This window comes from Pseudoalteromonas sp. MEBiC 03607 (assembly GCF_004792295.1).
GTDB lineage: Bacteria > Pseudomonadota > Gammaproteobacteria > Enterobacterales > Alteromonadaceae > Pseudoalteromonas > Pseudoalteromonas lipolytica_C.
Map to the genome: position 1 here is coordinate 1,650,154 of NZ_SRRY01000001.1, position 16,045 is coordinate 1,666,198.

General features: G+C 42.4%; 14 protein-coding genes and 1 pseudogene. 6 read left to right on the top strand and 9 right to left on the bottom strand.

The window, feature by feature from the left end; translation table 11 throughout:
- The first annotated feature begins 23 nt into the window (after nucleotides 1–23).
- Complete coding sequence (locus E5N72_RS07570; RefSeq protein ID WP_135923905.1) at nucleotides 24–683, top strand: GAF domain-containing protein; 660 nt, start codon at nucleotides 24–26, stop codon at nucleotides 681–683.
- 73 nt (nucleotides 684–756) lie between these two features.
- Nucleotides 757–1,947, top strand: coding sequence for an amino acid aminotransferase (locus E5N72_RS07575; protein ID WP_135923906.1), 1,191 nt, complete (start codon nucleotides 757–759; stop codon nucleotides 1,945–1,947).
- Between the two features lie 73 nt (nucleotides 1,948–2,020).
- Here E5N72_RS07575 and E5N72_RS07580 read toward each other — a convergent pair whose 3' ends face one another.
- The 8 genes and pseudogenes from E5N72_RS07580 to E5N72_RS07615 all read right to left on the bottom strand — a co-directional run bounded on the left by E5N72_RS07580 (nucleotide 2,021) and on the right by E5N72_RS07615 (nucleotide 10,239).
- On the bottom strand, nucleotides 2,021–2,770 hold the full coding sequence (locus tag E5N72_RS07580; protein ID WP_135923907.1) for a DUF3379 family protein: 750 nt from the start codon (nucleotides 2,768–2,770) through the stop codon (nucleotides 2,021–2,023).
- Nucleotides 2,770–3,312 (bottom strand): annotated as a pseudogene (locus tag E5N72_RS07585) (sigma-70 family RNA polymerase sigma factor); the annotation flags it as partial. The pseudogene E5N72_RS07585 and the gene E5N72_RS07580, both read right to left, overlap by 1 nt.
- Nucleotides 3,313–3,390: 78 nt before the next feature.
- A complete protein-coding gene (locus E5N72_RS07590) occupies nucleotides 3,391–5,040 on the bottom strand; it encodes a BatD family protein (protein WP_135923909.1) in 1,650 nt (549 codons plus the stop codon).
- Entirely contained in the window at nucleotides 5,034–6,911 is a 1,878-nt protein-coding gene (locus E5N72_RS07595) for a VWA domain-containing protein (RefSeq protein WP_135923910.1), read from the bottom strand. Before E5N72_RS07595 ends, E5N72_RS07590 begins: the two co-directional genes overlap by 7 nt.
- A gap of 1 nt (nucleotide 6,912) precedes the next feature.
- Complete coding sequence (locus tag E5N72_RS07600) at nucleotides 6,913–7,899, bottom strand: VWA domain-containing protein (protein ID WP_135923911.1); 987 nt, start codon at nucleotides 7,897–7,899, stop codon at nucleotides 6,913–6,915.
- Nucleotides 7,892–8,332 carry a DUF4381 domain-containing protein gene (locus E5N72_RS07605; RefSeq protein WP_135923912.1) on the bottom strand — a complete coding sequence of 147 codons (441 nt, stop codon included), beginning with the start codon at nucleotides 8,330–8,332 and terminating at the stop codon, nucleotides 7,892–7,894. Before E5N72_RS07605 ends, E5N72_RS07600 begins: the two co-directional genes overlap by 8 nt.
- A gap of 2 nt (nucleotides 8,333–8,334) precedes the next feature.
- Nucleotides 8,335–9,279 carry a DUF58 domain-containing protein gene (locus E5N72_RS07610; protein WP_135923913.1) on the bottom strand — a complete coding sequence of 315 codons (945 nt, stop codon included), beginning with the start codon at nucleotides 9,277–9,279 and terminating at the stop codon, nucleotides 8,335–8,337.
- A 3-nt stretch (nucleotides 9,280–9,282) separates the two neighbouring features.
- Nucleotides 9,283–10,239, bottom strand: coding sequence for a MoxR family ATPase (locus E5N72_RS07615; RefSeq protein ID WP_135923914.1), 957 nt, complete (start codon nucleotides 10,237–10,239; stop codon nucleotides 9,283–9,285).
- Nucleotides 10,240–10,598: 359 nt separating this feature from the next.
- On the opposite strand from E5N72_RS07615, the gene fadI reads away from it, so the two are divergent.
- The 3 genes from fadI (at nucleotide 10,599) to E5N72_RS07630 (ending at nucleotide 14,801) form a co-directional block, all read left to right on the top strand.
- On the top strand, nucleotides 10,599–11,909 hold the full coding sequence (gene fadI, locus E5N72_RS07620) for an acetyl-CoA C-acyltransferase FadI (protein WP_135923915.1): 1,311 nt from the start codon (nucleotides 10,599–10,601) through the stop codon (nucleotides 11,907–11,909).
- Entirely contained in the window at nucleotides 11,909–14,134 is a 2,226-nt protein-coding gene (gene fadJ / locus E5N72_RS07625) for a fatty acid oxidation complex subunit alpha FadJ (RefSeq protein WP_135923916.1), read from the top strand. Before fadI ends, fadJ begins: the two co-directional genes overlap by 1 nt.
- Before the next feature lie 136 nt (nucleotides 14,135–14,270).
- Nucleotides 14,271–14,801: a GNAT family N-acetyltransferase gene (locus E5N72_RS07630; RefSeq protein ID WP_135923917.1), complete on the top strand. Its 531-nt coding sequence runs from the start codon at nucleotides 14,271–14,273 to the stop codon at nucleotides 14,799–14,801.
- 14 nt (nucleotides 14,802–14,815) lie between these two features.
- Here E5N72_RS07630 and E5N72_RS07635 read toward each other — a convergent pair whose 3' ends face one another.
- Nucleotides 14,816–15,202, bottom strand: coding sequence for an MmcQ/YjbR family DNA-binding protein (locus tag E5N72_RS07635; RefSeq protein WP_135923918.1), 387 nt, complete (start codon nucleotides 15,200–15,202; stop codon nucleotides 14,816–14,818).
- A 190-nt stretch (nucleotides 15,203–15,392) separates the two neighbouring features.
- Here E5N72_RS07635 and yeiP point away from each other — a divergent pair, with 190 nt between their 5' ends.
- Nucleotides 15,393–15,965: an elongation factor P-like protein YeiP gene (gene yeiP, locus E5N72_RS07640; protein ID WP_135923919.1), complete on the top strand. Its 573-nt coding sequence runs from the start codon at nucleotides 15,393–15,395 to the stop codon at nucleotides 15,963–15,965.
- Nucleotides 15,966–16,045 lie beyond the last annotated feature (80 nt).

Sequence of the window (16,045 nt, forward strand, 5' to 3'; positions counted from 1 at the left end):
ATTATAGATGTTTGGATGGCTAAATGATCTCTACTTACTTATCTGTTGCCCAACTAGATTTACCTGAAAACCTTGTTGCGGAGCAATTATCAAACCTTGAGCAATATCTTGCAGAGTCAGCATTACCTTCAGTGCGCTGGCAGTACCAAATCCCTGAACTAGGTGAGGGTGGTGCGTGTAGCTTATTTGGTTATTTGCAAGATGAACCATTCAAATTAAACGACTATGTTGCAGACAATGCTGTAAACACTGAAAAGCTGGCTAAGCTTCAAAAAATCATCGATTTTGTCGTTGCCCAGACGCAAGTAGATTGGTTTGGTATTTATCAAGCAACAAATACAGACGAAGGCCCACAGTTATTGAAGCTGGTTTACCATGGCGCGCCAAGTCGTCCGTTATTTCCTCTAACAGAAGCATTCGCTAAGGGTAGCAATAATGTACAGGTTGCACTATCTAAGCAAGGGCGTGTGATCAATAACGTTGCTGATTACCTTGCTCAAGGTGGTGAGTACTATACTTGCGATCCTAAAGTGAAAGCAGAGACCTGTTTACCATTACTTTCAGACAAAAACGAATGCTTAGGTATTATAGATGCAGAAGCATTTAATACTGATTTCTTTGATCAACAAACCCTCGCATTACTTGTGGCATGTTGTATTAAAATTCCTCAACTCTTGGTCTAATTTAACTAGTAATTAGGCTGGGTTTTTATGTTAAGCTAGTGGCAACGCTAACCCCTATAAAAAGAGATAGTCAATGTTCTCAGAATTAAAACCATTACCAACAGATCCTATTCTTGGCCTAATGGCGGCCTTTAAACAAGATACAAACCCGAAGAAAATCGATTTGGGTGTAGGTGTTTATAAGGATGAGCAAGGCAATACGCCTGTATTAAAAGCGGTTAAAAAAGCGGAAGCGTTTCGTTTAGAAAACGAAACCAGTAAATCGTACATTGGCTTGGCGGGTAACTTAGATTACTGCCAAAAAATGGAAAACTTATTACTGGGTGAGCATCCTGCGTTATTAGCAAACCGTGTTCGCACTGCACAAGCACCAGGTGGTACAGGTGCACTTCGTGTTGCAGCTGAATTCATCAAGCGTTGCAATAAAGATGCAACGGTATGGGTTACTACGCCAACGTGGGCAAACCACATTAGCTTATTTGAAGCGGCAGGCTTAACAGTAAAAGAGTACCCTTACTACGATTACGAAAATAAAGACCTATTATTTGATGACATGATAAACACCCTAAAGCAAGTGCCTAAAGGTGATGTTGTGTTATTTCACGCATGTTGTCACAACCCAAGCGGTATGGATTTAAATGCTGAGCAATGGAGCACAGTTGCTGATCTTGCTGTTGAAGTTGGTTTTACGCCACTTGTTGATATTGCTTACCAAGGTTTTGGTTCAAGCCTTGAAGAAGACGCTGCGGGTCTACGTAAACTAGCAGCAGCGGTAGATGAGCTAATCATCTGTTCTTCATGTTCGAAAAACTTCGGTCTATACCGCGAGCGTATCGGTGCGTGTTCAATTATTGCAAAAGATGCTGCAACTGCTGATATCTCTAACTCTGTATTATTAAGCGTTGTACGTAGTATTTATTCAATGCCGCCTGCACACGGTGCTGATATTGTTAGCACGATTTTAGGCAGCACTGAGCTTACGCAAATGTGGCACGATGAGCTTGATGAAATGCGTAACCGTATTAATAGTTTACGTACTTTAATCAAAGAAAGCTTAGCAGCAAAAGGGATTGAACAAGATTTCTCATTTATTGACCGTCAAAATGGTATGTTCTCATTCCTAGGTATTAATAAAGAGCAAATTGAGCGCTTACAAAAAGAGTACTCAATCTACATTGTTGGTTCTAGCCGTGTAAACGTTGCTGGTATCAGTGATGCAAACATTGATTACTTTGCTAATGCAGTAGCAGACGTTTGTAAATAATCGGCTCTATAGCGATAAAAAACCGCAGTCACACTGCGGTTTTTTTGTATCTAAACTTTATTTGCGGACAGGGCTAATGTAACCAGCGTATCGCATCATTTAGCATTGCATTATAGCTATCAAGCGGTGCATCAAGGCTGGCTATCAGTATCGTATCAGCTTGTTTTCCGCGGTTTATATGCCCAGCAAAACGTTCATCACTGAAATCTTCTGAGCCAGTACCAAAAGGCTGTTCGTCAGCAGGGACGATAAAGACAGTCATTGGACCAAAGTCAGATTCAAATACCAAGTGCAGGCCTTTTTTCCCCTGAAAATTACAAAACATTAAATAAGTAACTTTACCGGGTAGCTCATCTAAATGTCCGCCAATTGTGGCAAACTTTTCGTTCACATAGGCAAGGTCAATTGGCTCATGTTTATTGAGCGAGTCAATTTCATGATACAAATGAGTAAAAGCATGCTCACCAACACTATATAACGTATGCTGTTTGTTAGTAACGAAGAACACACTAATTGCCACTAAAAACGACGCTGCAGCCGCTAAATAAAGGCGATTAAAGGCAAAGCGCGACTTAGCCTCAATAATAGTGTCTAACGGCTGCTCAGAGAGCTGTTCTTCGGTGGCATAAGTATTATCAATAATTCGCTTTGCTAGATTTTCAGGCACGGGTACGTTGAGTGCTTTGCTTAGCTCATCATCTAAGGCACGTACATCATCGATAAACGCCTGTTTATCTTCGTCCTGCTCGGCAAACGCGTCAAGCTCCTTATCAGTCGTGCTTGGCTCGGCGAGGATGCGGCGGCGAAACTCGAGTTCATCCATTAATTTGATGCTCCTCTAAGTTGATCATCATCACTGCTTAAAGCCTCTTTAAGCTGGTTTCTGGCACGGAAAAGACGTGTCATTACCGTGTTTTTATTTAAATCGAGTATCTCGGCAATTTCATCACCCGAACACCCCATTACTACTTGTAACAGCAGTGGCTCGCGATACTCTTCTGATAACTTTCCAATTTGTCGTTGAATCACTGTTTGTTCCATTTCAGCATCAAGCGTCGTGCTTTTTTCATCTACAAGTGTGTCATTTTCAACATCGGCGTAATCAAATTGTTTGCGTTCGAATCGCCGAGCATTTTCTCGTCGTAATATAGTGAGTAACCAAGGTTTGGCTGCTTGCTGATCTTGCAGTGAATCCAAGGCACGCCAAGCCCTCAGGAAGGTTTCCTGCACTAAGTCTTCTGCAATACTCTGATCACGACATAACCAATATGCAAAGCGAAAAAGCTCACTGTGGTAGATATGAACCAGTGCTTCATATCGCTTTTGTTTTTCTGTCATAGTAAATAAGACCCGCCCACCAGAAAAAAACTTTCTGAATTTATATTATTTTTATATAAAAAACGGCTAATTGTAGATTAGCCGTTTAAATTCAACGTATTAATATTAATCGTATAGATTCTTTAATACATCTTCTTGGTTTGTCGACTTAACGTGCTTAGTGGCTTGGCTAAGCAAAGCCACAATCTTTGCTAAATCAGGATGCTCGTCTGCTGAACTATAGAGTTTAGCGCGTAATTTAGCAATTTCCTCATTGAGGGCTTGATTGTTAAGTGTTGTTTGCAGGTGCTCAATTGGTCGTGTTGTGTGACCGGTTTGCTGTTTAGCGTAGGCCATTAACGTGCTGTAGAAGAGAGCATTGTTGCGTTGTTTAGCGACCTTCTTAAGCTCATCAAGTGATGTTGAAGAAGCAGCTACTGATTGTGGTGCGACTTCACGTACTGTTGGGCGTTTTTTAATATACAGAACCAAAGTGACTAACCACAGGCCATAGCCTACAGCTGCAACAATTATGAGCCAAGCTGGTGTGCTGACTTGAGTGACAGTTTGTACAGCCGGTGGCATATCTGTCACAGCGGCAGAGTTGTCAGTTTGGGGCTGTGTAAGCGTCGCTGGTGGCGGGGTTAATGGGTTAGTACTTGGTATCACCGTAATTGTGCGTGCAGGAAGCGTGGCATAACTGATACGGTTTATTTTAGTATTAAACCAAGGCAATTTGATTTCAGGTAAAGTGTACGTTCCTGGTGTTTGAGGTAATAACGCATAAGACGCTGTTTGCTGAGAAATAACGCGACCATCACGCACTAAGTGGTTATTCTCTTTTTGATCAGGGTAACTTCTAAAACCTTGTATTTGTGGCATCTCGATATCAGGCAGCTGTTCTTTGGTGACACCAAGCGCGGTGAGTTTGATTGTACGTGTAATTGGCGTACCTACCTCTACCGTGTCATCTTTTGGTTGCCATTGCTCATCAAGGTTGACTAATTCACTTGGCAGCCAAGCACCTGTGTAGTTATCAGGAATTGGTTTTATGTCTACATCAACATTTTTACCCATAGCTGAAATTGCCATTTGGCGATAGTTTTGACGGATACGGCCATTAAAGACAGGGGCTGTAATGGTATTAATGCCGCTTTTTTGTGGTTGCACTAGGTATTCGCGAGTGATCACCAAATAACGCTTTCCATCAATCAGCTCATAGCTTTCTGATTGTTTATTGATGGCGGTTAATTCGGCATTTTCCATTTCTGGTGTCGTAAGGTTGCCATCAAGTAGCTCTTTATTGTTGTCTATGTAAAGCTTAACTGTATAGACACCGGCTTCTTGCACATACAAACTTTGCGGTTTAATACTGGTTTTGATAAATGCATCTTGGCTTTGTTCAGAGTTTTGACTCCGTTTGCTAACCGTTAACTCAATTGGCTGCGAAGTTGCACCAGCAACGGTGAATGCTGGGATTGTGTAAGTCCCTTCTTTGCGAGTCATTAATTTTACAGACCAACTCGTTTGCTTACTGATTTCACCATTAATAATGTTGGTGCGGGTACTAACACTCGTTGGTCCAACAACAAAGTCTTTTAATAGTACAGAGGTATCAGGTTGCTCGCTGTTGATGGTGTCGTCAGCGGTAATAGTTAATATGAAAAACTCACCTGCAAGGACTGGGTTTTTATCAACACTTGCCTGTAGTTGGGTGGCAGCCCAAAGCGGCGCTGCCGCGATTAGCAATAAACAACATAATAATCGCATTACCATGATTTTTCGGCTCCTCGTGGACGACGTTGATAGTTTCGTTTTTGTGCTTCTAATTGCATTTTATTTCTTAATAAGATCGCAGGATCATCAGGGACTTTACGAAGTAACTGATTAAGCTGTTGTGCTTTTTCTTTCTCTTCATTAGTCAGTTCAGCTGCTTGTGCCTGCATAGCTTGTTGCTCTGCTTGCTGTTTAGCTTGTTCATCGCTTTGCGATGGCTCTGGCTTTGCATCTTGTTGCTCGGGGGACTGCTCTGGCTTTTGTTCACCTGATTGTGGTGACTGTTGTGCTTGTGATTCCATTTCAGGTTTGTTTTGCTGGCCACTTTCAGACTCGCTTTGCTCACCTTTTTGATCTGATTGTTCACCTTGCTCAGAGGGTTGTTGCCCCTCTTGCTGCTCACTTTGCTCAGAGTTTTCGCCTTGCTGGGAATTCTCTCCCTGTTGCTTTTGCTGGTTATCTTGCTGGCCATCGCTGTTTTGTTGATCATTGTTTTGCTGTTGATCTTGTTGCTGCTGTTGTTGCTCTTGCTGCTGCAATAACTGTTCAACGAGGGCTTGGTTTTCTTTTGCTTCAGTAAAATCATTTTTAAGTTGCTGGGCTTGTTTATAAGCTTCTACGGCTTGCTCTAGCTCACCAGCCTTGGCAAGAGCATTACCATAGTTATACAAACCAGTAGCTGACTTATCTTCGCTAAAGGCGTCCATGGCCGCTTGGTAATTACCTTGCTGATAAAGGGCTGCGCCTTTTAGTTGCGCGTTTTCTGCTTGTGCGGCTTGTTCAAATTGATTCTGCTGATAGGCATCAAGGGCACGTTGGTCTTGGTTTTTAAACACCTCTGGTAACTCAGCGGCGTAAACCTGTTGCTGAGGCAGTAGCATAACAAACAAAACCCCAAGCACTAGGCTGCTTCGGCGAATCAAAAAAAGTGCTAACGGTAGTAAAATAATCAGGCCATAAATACCCGCATCAACACGCCATAAAGCTTGGCTTTGTTTTTCATCTTTAAGCACTTCAGCATTGGCACTAGGTGCGAATGTTTTAATATCTTGATTACTGGTTTGATAGAGCGCAAATTTGCCACCACTATTACGTGCAAGTGCATTTAAGCGACTCACATTTAATTTTGGAATAACAATTTGTCCTTGCATGTCTTTCAAAAAACCACCTTCAGGAAGCTTGATTGGCGCACCTTGCTCAGTGCCTACACCATAAATATTTAAGCGATAATCCGATTCACTTGTAAATCGAGCAATATCTTCTTGGTCAAGTTGGTCAACACCATCCGTTACTAAAATAATATCGCCTTCAAGGTAACCCGCTTGTTTAAGTAGCTCATTTGCTTTTTCTAAACCATCAATCACATTTGAGCCTTTGCTTGGCATGATATCAGGGCTTAGGCTTGGGATCAGATTAGCCAACGTGCTGGCGTCATTGGTTAGCGGCGAAATAGTAAATGCAGAGCCTGCATAAGCAACCAATGCCGTATCACCTTCTTTGAAAAGCTCAATCATATCAAGTGCTTTAAAGCGAGCTTGAACTAACCGGCTTGGCGCAATGTCGGTACTGAACATAGAGTACGACATATCCATCACAATGACTCGAGCGTTTTTTGCTTGAAACACTGGCACTTGTTTTTTCTCAAAGCTTGGGCCTGCAGAAAACACAATAGCTAATAAGGTAAACAGCGCAACTAACCAAAGTGGTTGGCTTTGTTTTTTGTGGTTGTCGCTCATTACAAACTGTGCCAAATGGGGTGCTATTAAATCAGCTGGGGCGCTTTTTTTATTGCGCACTAACAACACACTAAAAATAATCAATGCTGGGATTAATAACCAAAGTAGGGCAGGGCGAATAAATTCAAAATCCATACTAGCTCTCCTGCTTAAATTGGCGGATAAAACTGACTAGCATTGCTAAGCTTATTAAGCCAAGCGCTATAAGCAGTGGAATATAAAACAAAGAAATTTGCGGGCGGAACGTTTGCTCATCGCTACTAATAGGCTCAAGCTTATCAAGCTCTTGATAAATTTGTTGTAAACCAGCCACATCTTTTGCTCTAAAGTATAAGCCGCCGGTTTGCTCTGCAATACGCTTTAATAAGCTTTCATCAAGGTTACCACCATTCATGCCACCCATATTAAATAGGCTAAAACCACGTGGGTTATCTGAGCCAACGCCAATGGTATATACTTTGATACCTTCTTCGCGGGCTAACAGTAGCGCATCTTCTGGATCAAGGTTACCAGCGGTGTTTTGTCCATCAGTTAATAGTACAACAATACGATTACTTTCATCTTTGTTGGCAAAGCGTTTTACCGATAAACCTAATGCATCACCGATGGCTGTTGCTCGGCCAACTAGGCCAATTTGTGCTTCGCTTAGCATTTGGCTCACAGTTTTAACATCACGTGTAAGTGGCGTTTGTAAAAATGCCGTATCGCCAAATAAAATAAGACCAAGGCGGTCACCCTGACGCTGCTCAATAAAGTCACTTAATACAGCTTTTACCATGGTTAGCCTATCGACATATTGATTCTGATAGGCCATGTCTTGCTCGGTCATTGAGCCAGATAAATCCACTGCAAGCATAATGTCGCGGCCTTCATTAGGCAGTGTGATAGGCTCATCAAGCCAAGTTGGGTTTGCTATTGCAACAACCAGTGAACCCCATACTGCCCATTCGAGTAATGAAACTTTACGGCTATGTTGCTGCACTGTTTGATTATTCAAGCCAAGCTTAGCAAAGCCTGGGATACGTAAACGTAACTGCCCTTGCTGCTTTAGCGGCATAAAGCGGCTTAATAACCAAGGAAGTGGTAAAAGTACAAAACACCATGGCCAACTAAACTCAAACATTGATTGGCTCCTTGAGTTTAAAGTTGTGGATGGCGCTGCGTAATTTAGCCCCAAGCTCGGCATTATTCGTTTGCTGTTGATAAAGTGGCATTAGTTCATCGTAACTAAAGTTGTCGCCACTAAGCTTAGACAAGCTTTCTGACCACTTTGCTAAAGGCTGAGAGGCAAGCTGGTTGTTGTAATAATGACGAGTTAAACGTTTTAAAATAATGTGTAGCTGTTGTGCGTCATCATCAGCCACTGTTTTACTTAATTTAATGGCTTGTTTTTTGGCTTTTTTAAACTGCTGGTTTTTATATAAAAGCACTAAGCCGACAATTAATAACGAACCAATTAAGGCGATGATAAGCCACCAAATTGGAGCAAGTGGCCACCATGCAACCTCGGTTGGTGCAATGACATCATGTAAGCCATCTAGCGGATTTTTTTGCATTGTTACTTTCTCACTAATTGCAGCTCAAGTGGGGTGGCTGCACTGAATGAAATTAAACTAAGCCCAGATTTTTGTAAGCGTTTTAATCTATTAGAAAACGACTCTTCAGCAGACTTAGCAAAACGCTCGCGAAATTGCTTATCCATTAACGGTAAAGCCAGCTCTTGACCATTAGCCGACACGGTCACAGTTTGCTTAAAAGCCGGTAACTGATGCTCGAATGGGTCGCTAATATGGCAGCCAATTAACTCACAGTGTCTGCTTAGCATCTCAAGCTGTTTGAAGCTTGCTTCATCAAGGGCACTGAAATCAGAGACGATATAAACCAAGCTTCCTGGTTTTGCTAAATGATTAAGGCGTTTAAGGTTTTCGCTAAATAAGCTGGTGGTTGTTTTATCTATATTAGTCAGTGCTTGGCTGTGAATATCACATAAATTGTGACAAAGCTTTAGCACTGCTTTTTCGCGCGATGTAGGCTTTAATTCGTGATGGCTATGCTGATTAAACACCAGACCACCAATCCGATCACCGCGTTGACATGCTGACCATGCAACTAATGCGCTAATGTGCGCTGCTTGCACTGACTTTAATAATAACTTTGAGCCGAACAGCATTGAGTTTGAAAAGTCAGTAAATACGAAAACAGGGCGTTCTTTTTCTTCTTGAAACAGCTTAGTGTGGGTTTCGCCAGTACGTGCGGTAACACGCCAGTCGATAGAGCGTATGTCATCACCGGCTTGGTAATGCCGTACCTCGGCAAACTCCATACCGCGACCTTTATGAGGCGCAAGGTATTGCCCAGCTAAACTGTTTTTGATTTTTACTTTGGGCGCAAGTTCTAGCAAGCGAGCTTTGGCTTTGTAATACATCAACTCTTTGAGTGATAAGTTTACGCCTTGACTATGGCTTGCCGCTAACCACGCCGCTGTATCAAATTGGCTCGACATAGCTTATGGTACTGCCACCAATTCTAAAATACGGCTGATCACATCGTCTTTACTAATGCCATCGGCCTGCGCTTCGTAGCTCAATATAATACGATGACGCAACACATTGTGAAGCACAGCTTGGATATCATCAGGGGCTACAAAATCACGACCTTCAAGCCAAGCATGAGCACGCGCACACTTATCAAGGGCAATCGTTGCACGTGGGCTTGCACCATATTCAATCCAGCGGCCAAGTTGCTCATCAAGTTCAGACGCTTCACGGGTGGCAACAATTAATTGTACTAGGTACTTCTCTAGTGGTTCAGCTAAGTACAAACCCAAAATGGCTTTACGGGCAGCAAAAAGCTCACTTTGACTAATTTGTTGCGTCGTTGCTTGTTTATCAGAGATGGCCTCGCCACGGGTTAAGCGTAGGATATCTAATTCGTGTTCAGCACCCGGGTAATCAATGCTTAAATGCAGTAAAAAGCGGTCAAGCTGAGCTTCTGGCAGTGGGTAAGTGCCTTCTTGCTCAAGCGGATTCTGCGTTGCCATAACCATAAATAGGTCAGACAGTGGATAGGTGTTTTTACCAACAGTTACTTGGCGTTCGGCCATGGCTTCAAGAAGTGCTGATTGTACTTTAGCTGGAGCACGGTTAATTTCGTCAGCCAATATTAGGTTATGAAATAACGGGCCTTTTTCAAATACGAACTCACTGGTTTGCTGACGATAAATATCGGTACCGGTGACATCCGCAGGTAGTAAGTCAGGGGTAAATTGAACTCGTTGGAAGCTGCCTTCAACGCCTTTTGCTAATGCATTTACAGCACGGGTTTTTGCAAGACCCGGAGGGCCCTCAACTAATAAGTGGCCATCAGCCAAAATTGCGATTAACAGTGCTTGAGTTAATTGGGGTTGGCCGATAATTTGCGTGTCTAAGTATGTTTTTAATTGTGAAAATGCGTTAACTGCCATAATAAAAAGACTGTCCTAAAAGCGTGAGTCAAAAATTGTTTTTTATACCGCACAAACGTGAAACGTTCAGTGCTTATCAATCGTGTTTACGCTACCGTGAATGGGGCGCTATCAACAAGTTATAAGGATTCAAAAGTTATAACACAAGTGTTAGACAGAAAATCCTCAAATAGTTCGTTATTTTTTAAGGAATTTTATCCTAGCCTATAAAAATTTTAGCCTACCATATAAATACAGTGTTTTTTTGTAAATCGGTCGAAAAAAGCCTATGGTTGAAAACTTACTATTGGCATTCGTACACGGGTTGTTTTAGAATCAGGAAAAACAAACAGGTCAGACCTGTCAGCGGGAGAGCATAAATGTCTGAGCAAAATATACTTAAAACAGCAAAAGGCGATCGTATCGCAATCGTTAGCGGCCTACGAACGCCGTTTGCAAAGCAAGCCACAGCATTCCACCATGTACCAGCCCTTGATATGGGTAAGTTAGTTGTCAACGAAATGCTTGAGCGACTAAATTTCGATAAATCTGAAATCGACCAACTGGTATTTGGTCAAGTAGTACAAATGCCAGAAGCGCCAAATATTGCCCGTGAAATCGTATTAGGTACGGGTATGCCTGTATCTGTTGATGCTTATTCTGTATCGCGTGCGTGTGCGACAAGTTTCCAAGCCATTGCTAACGTGGCTGAGTCAATTATGGCAGGCTCAGTGCAAGTTGGTATCGCGGGCGGTGCTGACTCATCATCTGTATTACCTATTGGTGTTAGCAAAAAATTAGCGGGTAGCCTTGTTGATTTAAACAAAGCACGCACTCTTGGTCATCGATTAAAGATTTTCTCAAAATTGCGTCTTAAAGACTTACTGCCTGTACCGCCAGCGGTCGCTGAGTACTCTACTGGCTTATCTATGGGTCAAACAGCTGAGCAAATGGCGAAAACGCATAACATTAGCCGCGAAGATCAAGATGCTTTAGCACATCGTTCTCACACTCTTGCAAGCCAAGCGTGGGCTGATGGTAAACTGAAAGACGAAGTGATGACTGCCCATGTTGCACCTTATAAGAGCTTTATTGAGCAAGACAATAACATCCGTCATAACTCAACAGTTGAAGGCTACGCCAAATTAAAGCCAGTATTTGACCGTCAACACGGCTCAGTTACCGCAGCTAACGCTACACCATTAACAGATGGTGCAGCAGCGGTATTAATGATGAGTGAGAGCAAAGCTAAAGCATTGGGTTACAACATTTTAGGTTATGTACGCAGTTTTGCTTTCTCTGCAATTGGTGTACATGAAGACATGCTAATGGGTCCGGCGCACTCAACGCCAATTGCCTTAGATAGAGCTGGTATCACATTAGCTGATTTAGATTTAATCGAAATGCACGAAGCATTTGCAGCGCAAACACTTGCCAACATGAAGATGTTTGCGTCAGATAAATTTGCACAAGAAAAGCTAGGTCGTAGTAAAGCGATCGGCGAAATTAACATGGACAAGTTCAATGTATTAGGTGGCTCTCTTGCATACGGTCACCCATTTGCGGCAACAGGCGCGCGCCTGATCACGCAAAGCTTACATGAACTTAATCGTCGCGGTGGCGGCTTAGCGCTTACGACTGCGTGTGCAGCGGGTGGCTTAGGCGCAGCCTTTGTATTGGAGAGTGCGTAATGACAGATTCAGTATTTAGTTTATCAGTGGCTGATGACGGCGTAGCCGTTGTAACCATTGATGTGCCGGGTGAAAAAATGAACACCCTGCGCAGCAGTTTTGCAGAAGATTTAAAAACCTTACTTAAAGACGCACAAGCGCAAGCAGTAAAAGGCATGGTATTTATCAGTGGTAAAAGCGATAACTTTATCGCCGGTGCTGATATTAAAATGCTTGATAGCGCCAATAGCCGTGAAGATGCATTAGCATTAAGCGAAATGTGTCAGCAAGCATTTTTCGATATGAAAAAGCTGCCTTTTCCAACAGTAAGTGCTATTCATGGTGCTGCATTGGGCGGCGGTTTAGAGTTTGCTTTAGCTTGTGATTATCGCGTGTGTTCAGACAGCGATATCACTAAGCTTGGTTTGCCAGAAGTACAGTTAGGCTTATTACCTGGTGGTGGCGGTACTCAACGTTTACCTAAATTAGTTGGCCTGCAAAAAGCACTTGAGTGGATGCTTACAGGTAAGCAAGTGCGTGCTAAGCAAGCGAAGAAAACAGGCTTAGTAAATGACTGTGTACCACACAGTGTATTACTTGACGTTGCTAAAGAGTTTGCTCTGAAAGGTAAGGCGAAGGCTACTAAACCTAAGCTAGACCGTTTAAGTCAATTACTTGAGTCAAACCCATTTGGTCGCAATATTATTTTCAAAAAAGCACAAGAAAACGTGCTGAAAAAAACAGGCGGTCACTACCCGGCACCTTTAGCCATTATTAAAGCCGTTCGTGCAAGTGTTGAACTTGATCAGTTAAAAGCATACAAAACTGAAGCTGAAGGCTTTGCCACGCTGGTAATGAGCGATGAGTCAAAAGCATTACGCGGTATTTTCTTTGCAACCACTGAAATGAAAAAAGAGTGGCGTAATGATGATGCGCCAGCAATCGCTAAAGCGGCAGTATTAGGCGGCGGCCTCATGGGCGCGGGTATTGCCCATGTTAGTGCTGTAAAAGCGGGTGTTCCAGTGCGCATTAAAGATGTGGCTGAAAAGGGCATCAGCAATGCGATGAACTACAGCTATAAGATTTTAGATAAAAAGCAAAAGCGTCGTATTTTATCTAAAGCTGATCTACAACAAACCATGAACCGCATTACCGGTACCACCGATTACAGCGGCTTTAAACACATTGATATCGTTATCGAAGCCGTGTTTGAAGATCTTGCTTTAAAGCAAGGTATGGTGGCTGATGTAGAACGTGAGTGCCAAGACAACACGATTTTTGCAAGTAATACCTCATCATTACCAATTGCACAAATTGCTGCTGATGCAGCACGCCCAGAAAATGTAATTGGTCTGCATTACTTCTCACCTGTTGAGAAAATGCCACTTGTTGAGATTATTCCACACGCCGGTACGTCTGAAGAAACTATCGCACGCGTGGTTAACTTTGCCCGTAAGCAAGGTAAAACTCCAATTGTGGTTAAAGACATGGCAGGTTTCTATGTAAACCGTATCTTAGCGCCTTATGTAAATGAAGCGGCTAATTTACTGCTTGCAGGTGAGCCAATTGAAAAGATTGACCAAGCACTTGTTGAGTTTGGGTTCCCGGTAGGGCCTTTAGCGTTACTTGATGAAGTAGGGATTGATATCGGTTCTAAAATTGCGCCAATCCTTGAAAAAGAATTGGGCGAGCGCTTTAAAGCACCTGACGCCTTTAATCGCTTAATCGATTCTAAGCGCTTAGGTCGTAAGACTGGCCGTGGTTTTTATCTTTACGACAAGAAAGATAAAAAAGTGGATGAGTCAGTATACGAGCTACTGGGTGTTACGCCATCACCTCGTTTAAACAAGAGCGAAATTGCTAAACGTTGTGTTGCGCAAATGCTGAACGAAGCAGTGCGCTGTTTAGATGATGGTATTATTGCAAGCCCGCGTGACGGTGATATTGGTGCTATTTTTGGTATCGGTTTCCCACCATTCTTAGGCGGTCCATTTAGCTATATGGATAAACTGGGTGCTGCACAAGTGAGCTCAGAAATGGCGACTTTTGCTAACTACAACCCAATTTTCACACCTTGTGATACGTTAAAAGCAATGGCTGAAAAGGGTGGTCGTTTTTACCAAGCAGAAAGCGAAGAGCCGGCAGTTGAAGAAGCTGCGCCTGTCGATCCGGTTGAAGTAACCAAAGAAGTGGTCGAAGACGAGCAAGCGTCAGAAGAAGCTGATACCGAAACAACTAAAAGCTAGTATTTTAATTAATTAGCTAATTTAAAAGCCCTGCTCATTGAGCGGGGCTTTTTGCTTCGATATTGGCCATAAGTGGTATTTAACTCGCCATGTCGGTTTGTTATAACTAGGTTTATTTACTAATTGATTAATCACCATGACTCTCACCACTGAGCGATTAACATTACGGCTGTTAAATGCCGATGACTGGCCATTGTTTTATACTTTGCATAATGATGCCCAAGTAATAGCGAAATGCTTTGATAAGCCGTCAGAAGCGCAGCTACGCGCTAAGTTTAATGAACGTTTAAAGCCTTGGCTGCCAAATTCGAATACACCACTGTGTTTAGTGATTGTTGAAACCAGCACAGGAAAAGAAGTTGGCGTGACTGGGTTTACCTCATCAACTGTCCCTGAGATACAAGAAGTTGGTTATTTGCTGTTGCCTAACTTTCATGGTCGAGGCTATGCCACTGAGTCTTTGCAAGCGGTGCTCGATTATGCCGCATCAGAACATGCTGTACGTGAATTTAAAGCGGTTGTTACCGAAGGTAATATCGGTTCAGAAAAAGTACTTGAGAAGTGTGGCTTTCAGCTGATTGAAAAGCAACCTGACGCCTATGCAATTGGTGGTATTTTGTATGCCGATCATCATTATCATTTAAGCTGCACTGATCACAGAGTGTGATCAGTGCAAAACTTTTACAGATGAAGCTCAATCGCTTTTCTGTCTTTTTCTGGCATATTCGCAACCACTAAATTAAACGAATTATCGATCATTCGTTCAATTTCTCCTTGTGGTACGGTGCCATCTAAAATAACCGTATTCCATAAACGTTTGTTCATATGATAACCCGGGATCACAGACGGGAAAATATCACGTAATGCTTGAGCCTCATCAGGGTCGCACTTTAGATTAAGCCACCATACAAGGTTGCCTTCATCATCTGTTTGACCTTCTTTGCCCTCTGCGAGGGTAGCAAACATTTTATGATTAACTTTATAAACATCGACATCTTGGCCAAATGGTTGTGTGATCATCACCAATGGCTTGTTCATTAAATATTCGTGTACTGCGTGTTGATTCATGATCCAATCCTTGAAGTCATTTTTCGTAGTTATAAACATAGCAGCTTTTTCGTAGTTTGGAGACAACTATTGCCATAATTTGCTGAAAAATAGGATAAATCACAGATGTGATTTAAAACTATAAATTTTTATTGAACAAACGCTATTACGTGGTAAATTCCTGTCATCAAAAAACGATAGGAATACACCCATGCCTAAGGCAAGTGAAGTTAAAAAAGGCGCCGCTATTGAGCATAACGGCCGTGTTTTAGTAGTTAAAGATATTCAACGTTCTGTACCGCAAGGTCGTGCAGGTGGTAGCTTATACCGCATGCGTTTATACGATGTAGTAACAGGCGGTAAAGTGGATGAAACATTCAAAGACAGCGACATGCTAAAGCTAGCTGACTTAACTCGCCGTGAAGCAATGTTCTCTTACATTGACGGTGAAGAGTATGTTTTCATGGATAATGAAGATTACACGCCATATAACTTAAACAAAGAAGCGATTAGCGAAGAAATTTTATTCGTTAATGAAGAAACTCAGGGTCTTCACGTAATTGTAATTGATGGTGCTCCGGTTGGCCTAGACTTACCATCAAGCGTTGAACTTGTTGTTGAAGAAACAGACCCTTCAATTAAAGGTGCTTCTGCTAGTGCGCGTTCAAAGCCTGCACGTTTAACTACGGGTTTAACGATTCAAGTTCCTGAGCATATTTCTACAGGCGACCGAATTCGTATCAACACCGTTGAACATAAATTTATGGGCCGTGCTGAGAAATAATGGCACTCACTGATAGAAACCGGCTAGTTGCCGGTTTTTTTGTGTCAAAAAATAGTATTTCAGTGTTTTATTAAGCGACA

Coding starts and splice junctions, on each gene's coding strand:
- E5N72_RS07595 (WP_135923910.1), bottom strand. CDS start 6,911: ATGGATTTTGAATTTATTCGCCCTGCCCTACTTTGGTTATTAATCCCA.
- fadJ (WP_135923916.1), top strand. CDS start 11,909: ATGACAGATTCAGTATTTAGTTTATCAGTGGCTGATGACGGCGTAGCC.
- E5N72_RS07580 (WP_135923907.1), bottom strand. CDS start 2,770: ATGGATGAACTCGAGTTTCGCCGCCGCATCCTCGCCGAGCCAAGCACG.
- E5N72_RS07635 (WP_135923918.1), bottom strand. CDS start 15,202: ATGAATCAACACGCAGTACACGAATATTTAATGAACAAGCCATTGGTG.
- E5N72_RS07575 (WP_135923906.1), top strand. CDS start 757: ATGTTCTCAGAATTAAAACCATTACCAACAGATCCTATTCTTGGCCTA.
- E5N72_RS07610 (WP_135923913.1), bottom strand. CDS start 9,279: ATGTCGAGCCAATTTGATACAGCGGCGTGGTTAGCGGCAAGCCATAGT.
- yeiP (WP_135923919.1), top strand. CDS start 15,393: ATGCCTAAGGCAAGTGAAGTTAAAAAAGGCGCCGCTATTGAGCATAAC.
- E5N72_RS07615 (WP_135923914.1), bottom strand. CDS start 10,239: ATGGCAGTTAACGCATTTTCACAATTAAAAACATACTTAGACACGCAA.
- E5N72_RS07600 (WP_135923911.1), bottom strand. CDS start 7,899: ATGTTTGAGTTTAGTTGGCCATGGTGTTTTGTACTTTTACCACTTCCT.
- E5N72_RS07630 (WP_135923917.1), top strand. CDS start 14,271: ATGACTCTCACCACTGAGCGATTAACATTACGGCTGTTAAATGCCGAT.
- E5N72_RS07590 (WP_135923909.1), bottom strand. CDS start 5,040: ATGGTAATGCGATTATTATGTTGTTTATTGCTAATCGCGGCAGCGCCG.
- E5N72_RS07570 (WP_135923905.1), top strand. CDS start 24: ATGATCTCTACTTACTTATCTGTTGCCCAACTAGATTTACCTGAAAAC.
- fadI (WP_135923915.1), top strand. CDS start 10,599: ATGTCTGAGCAAAATATACTTAAAACAGCAAAAGGCGATCGTATCGCA.
- E5N72_RS07605 (WP_135923912.1), bottom strand. CDS start 8,332: ATGCAAAAAAATCCGCTAGATGGCTTACATGATGTCATTGCACCAACC.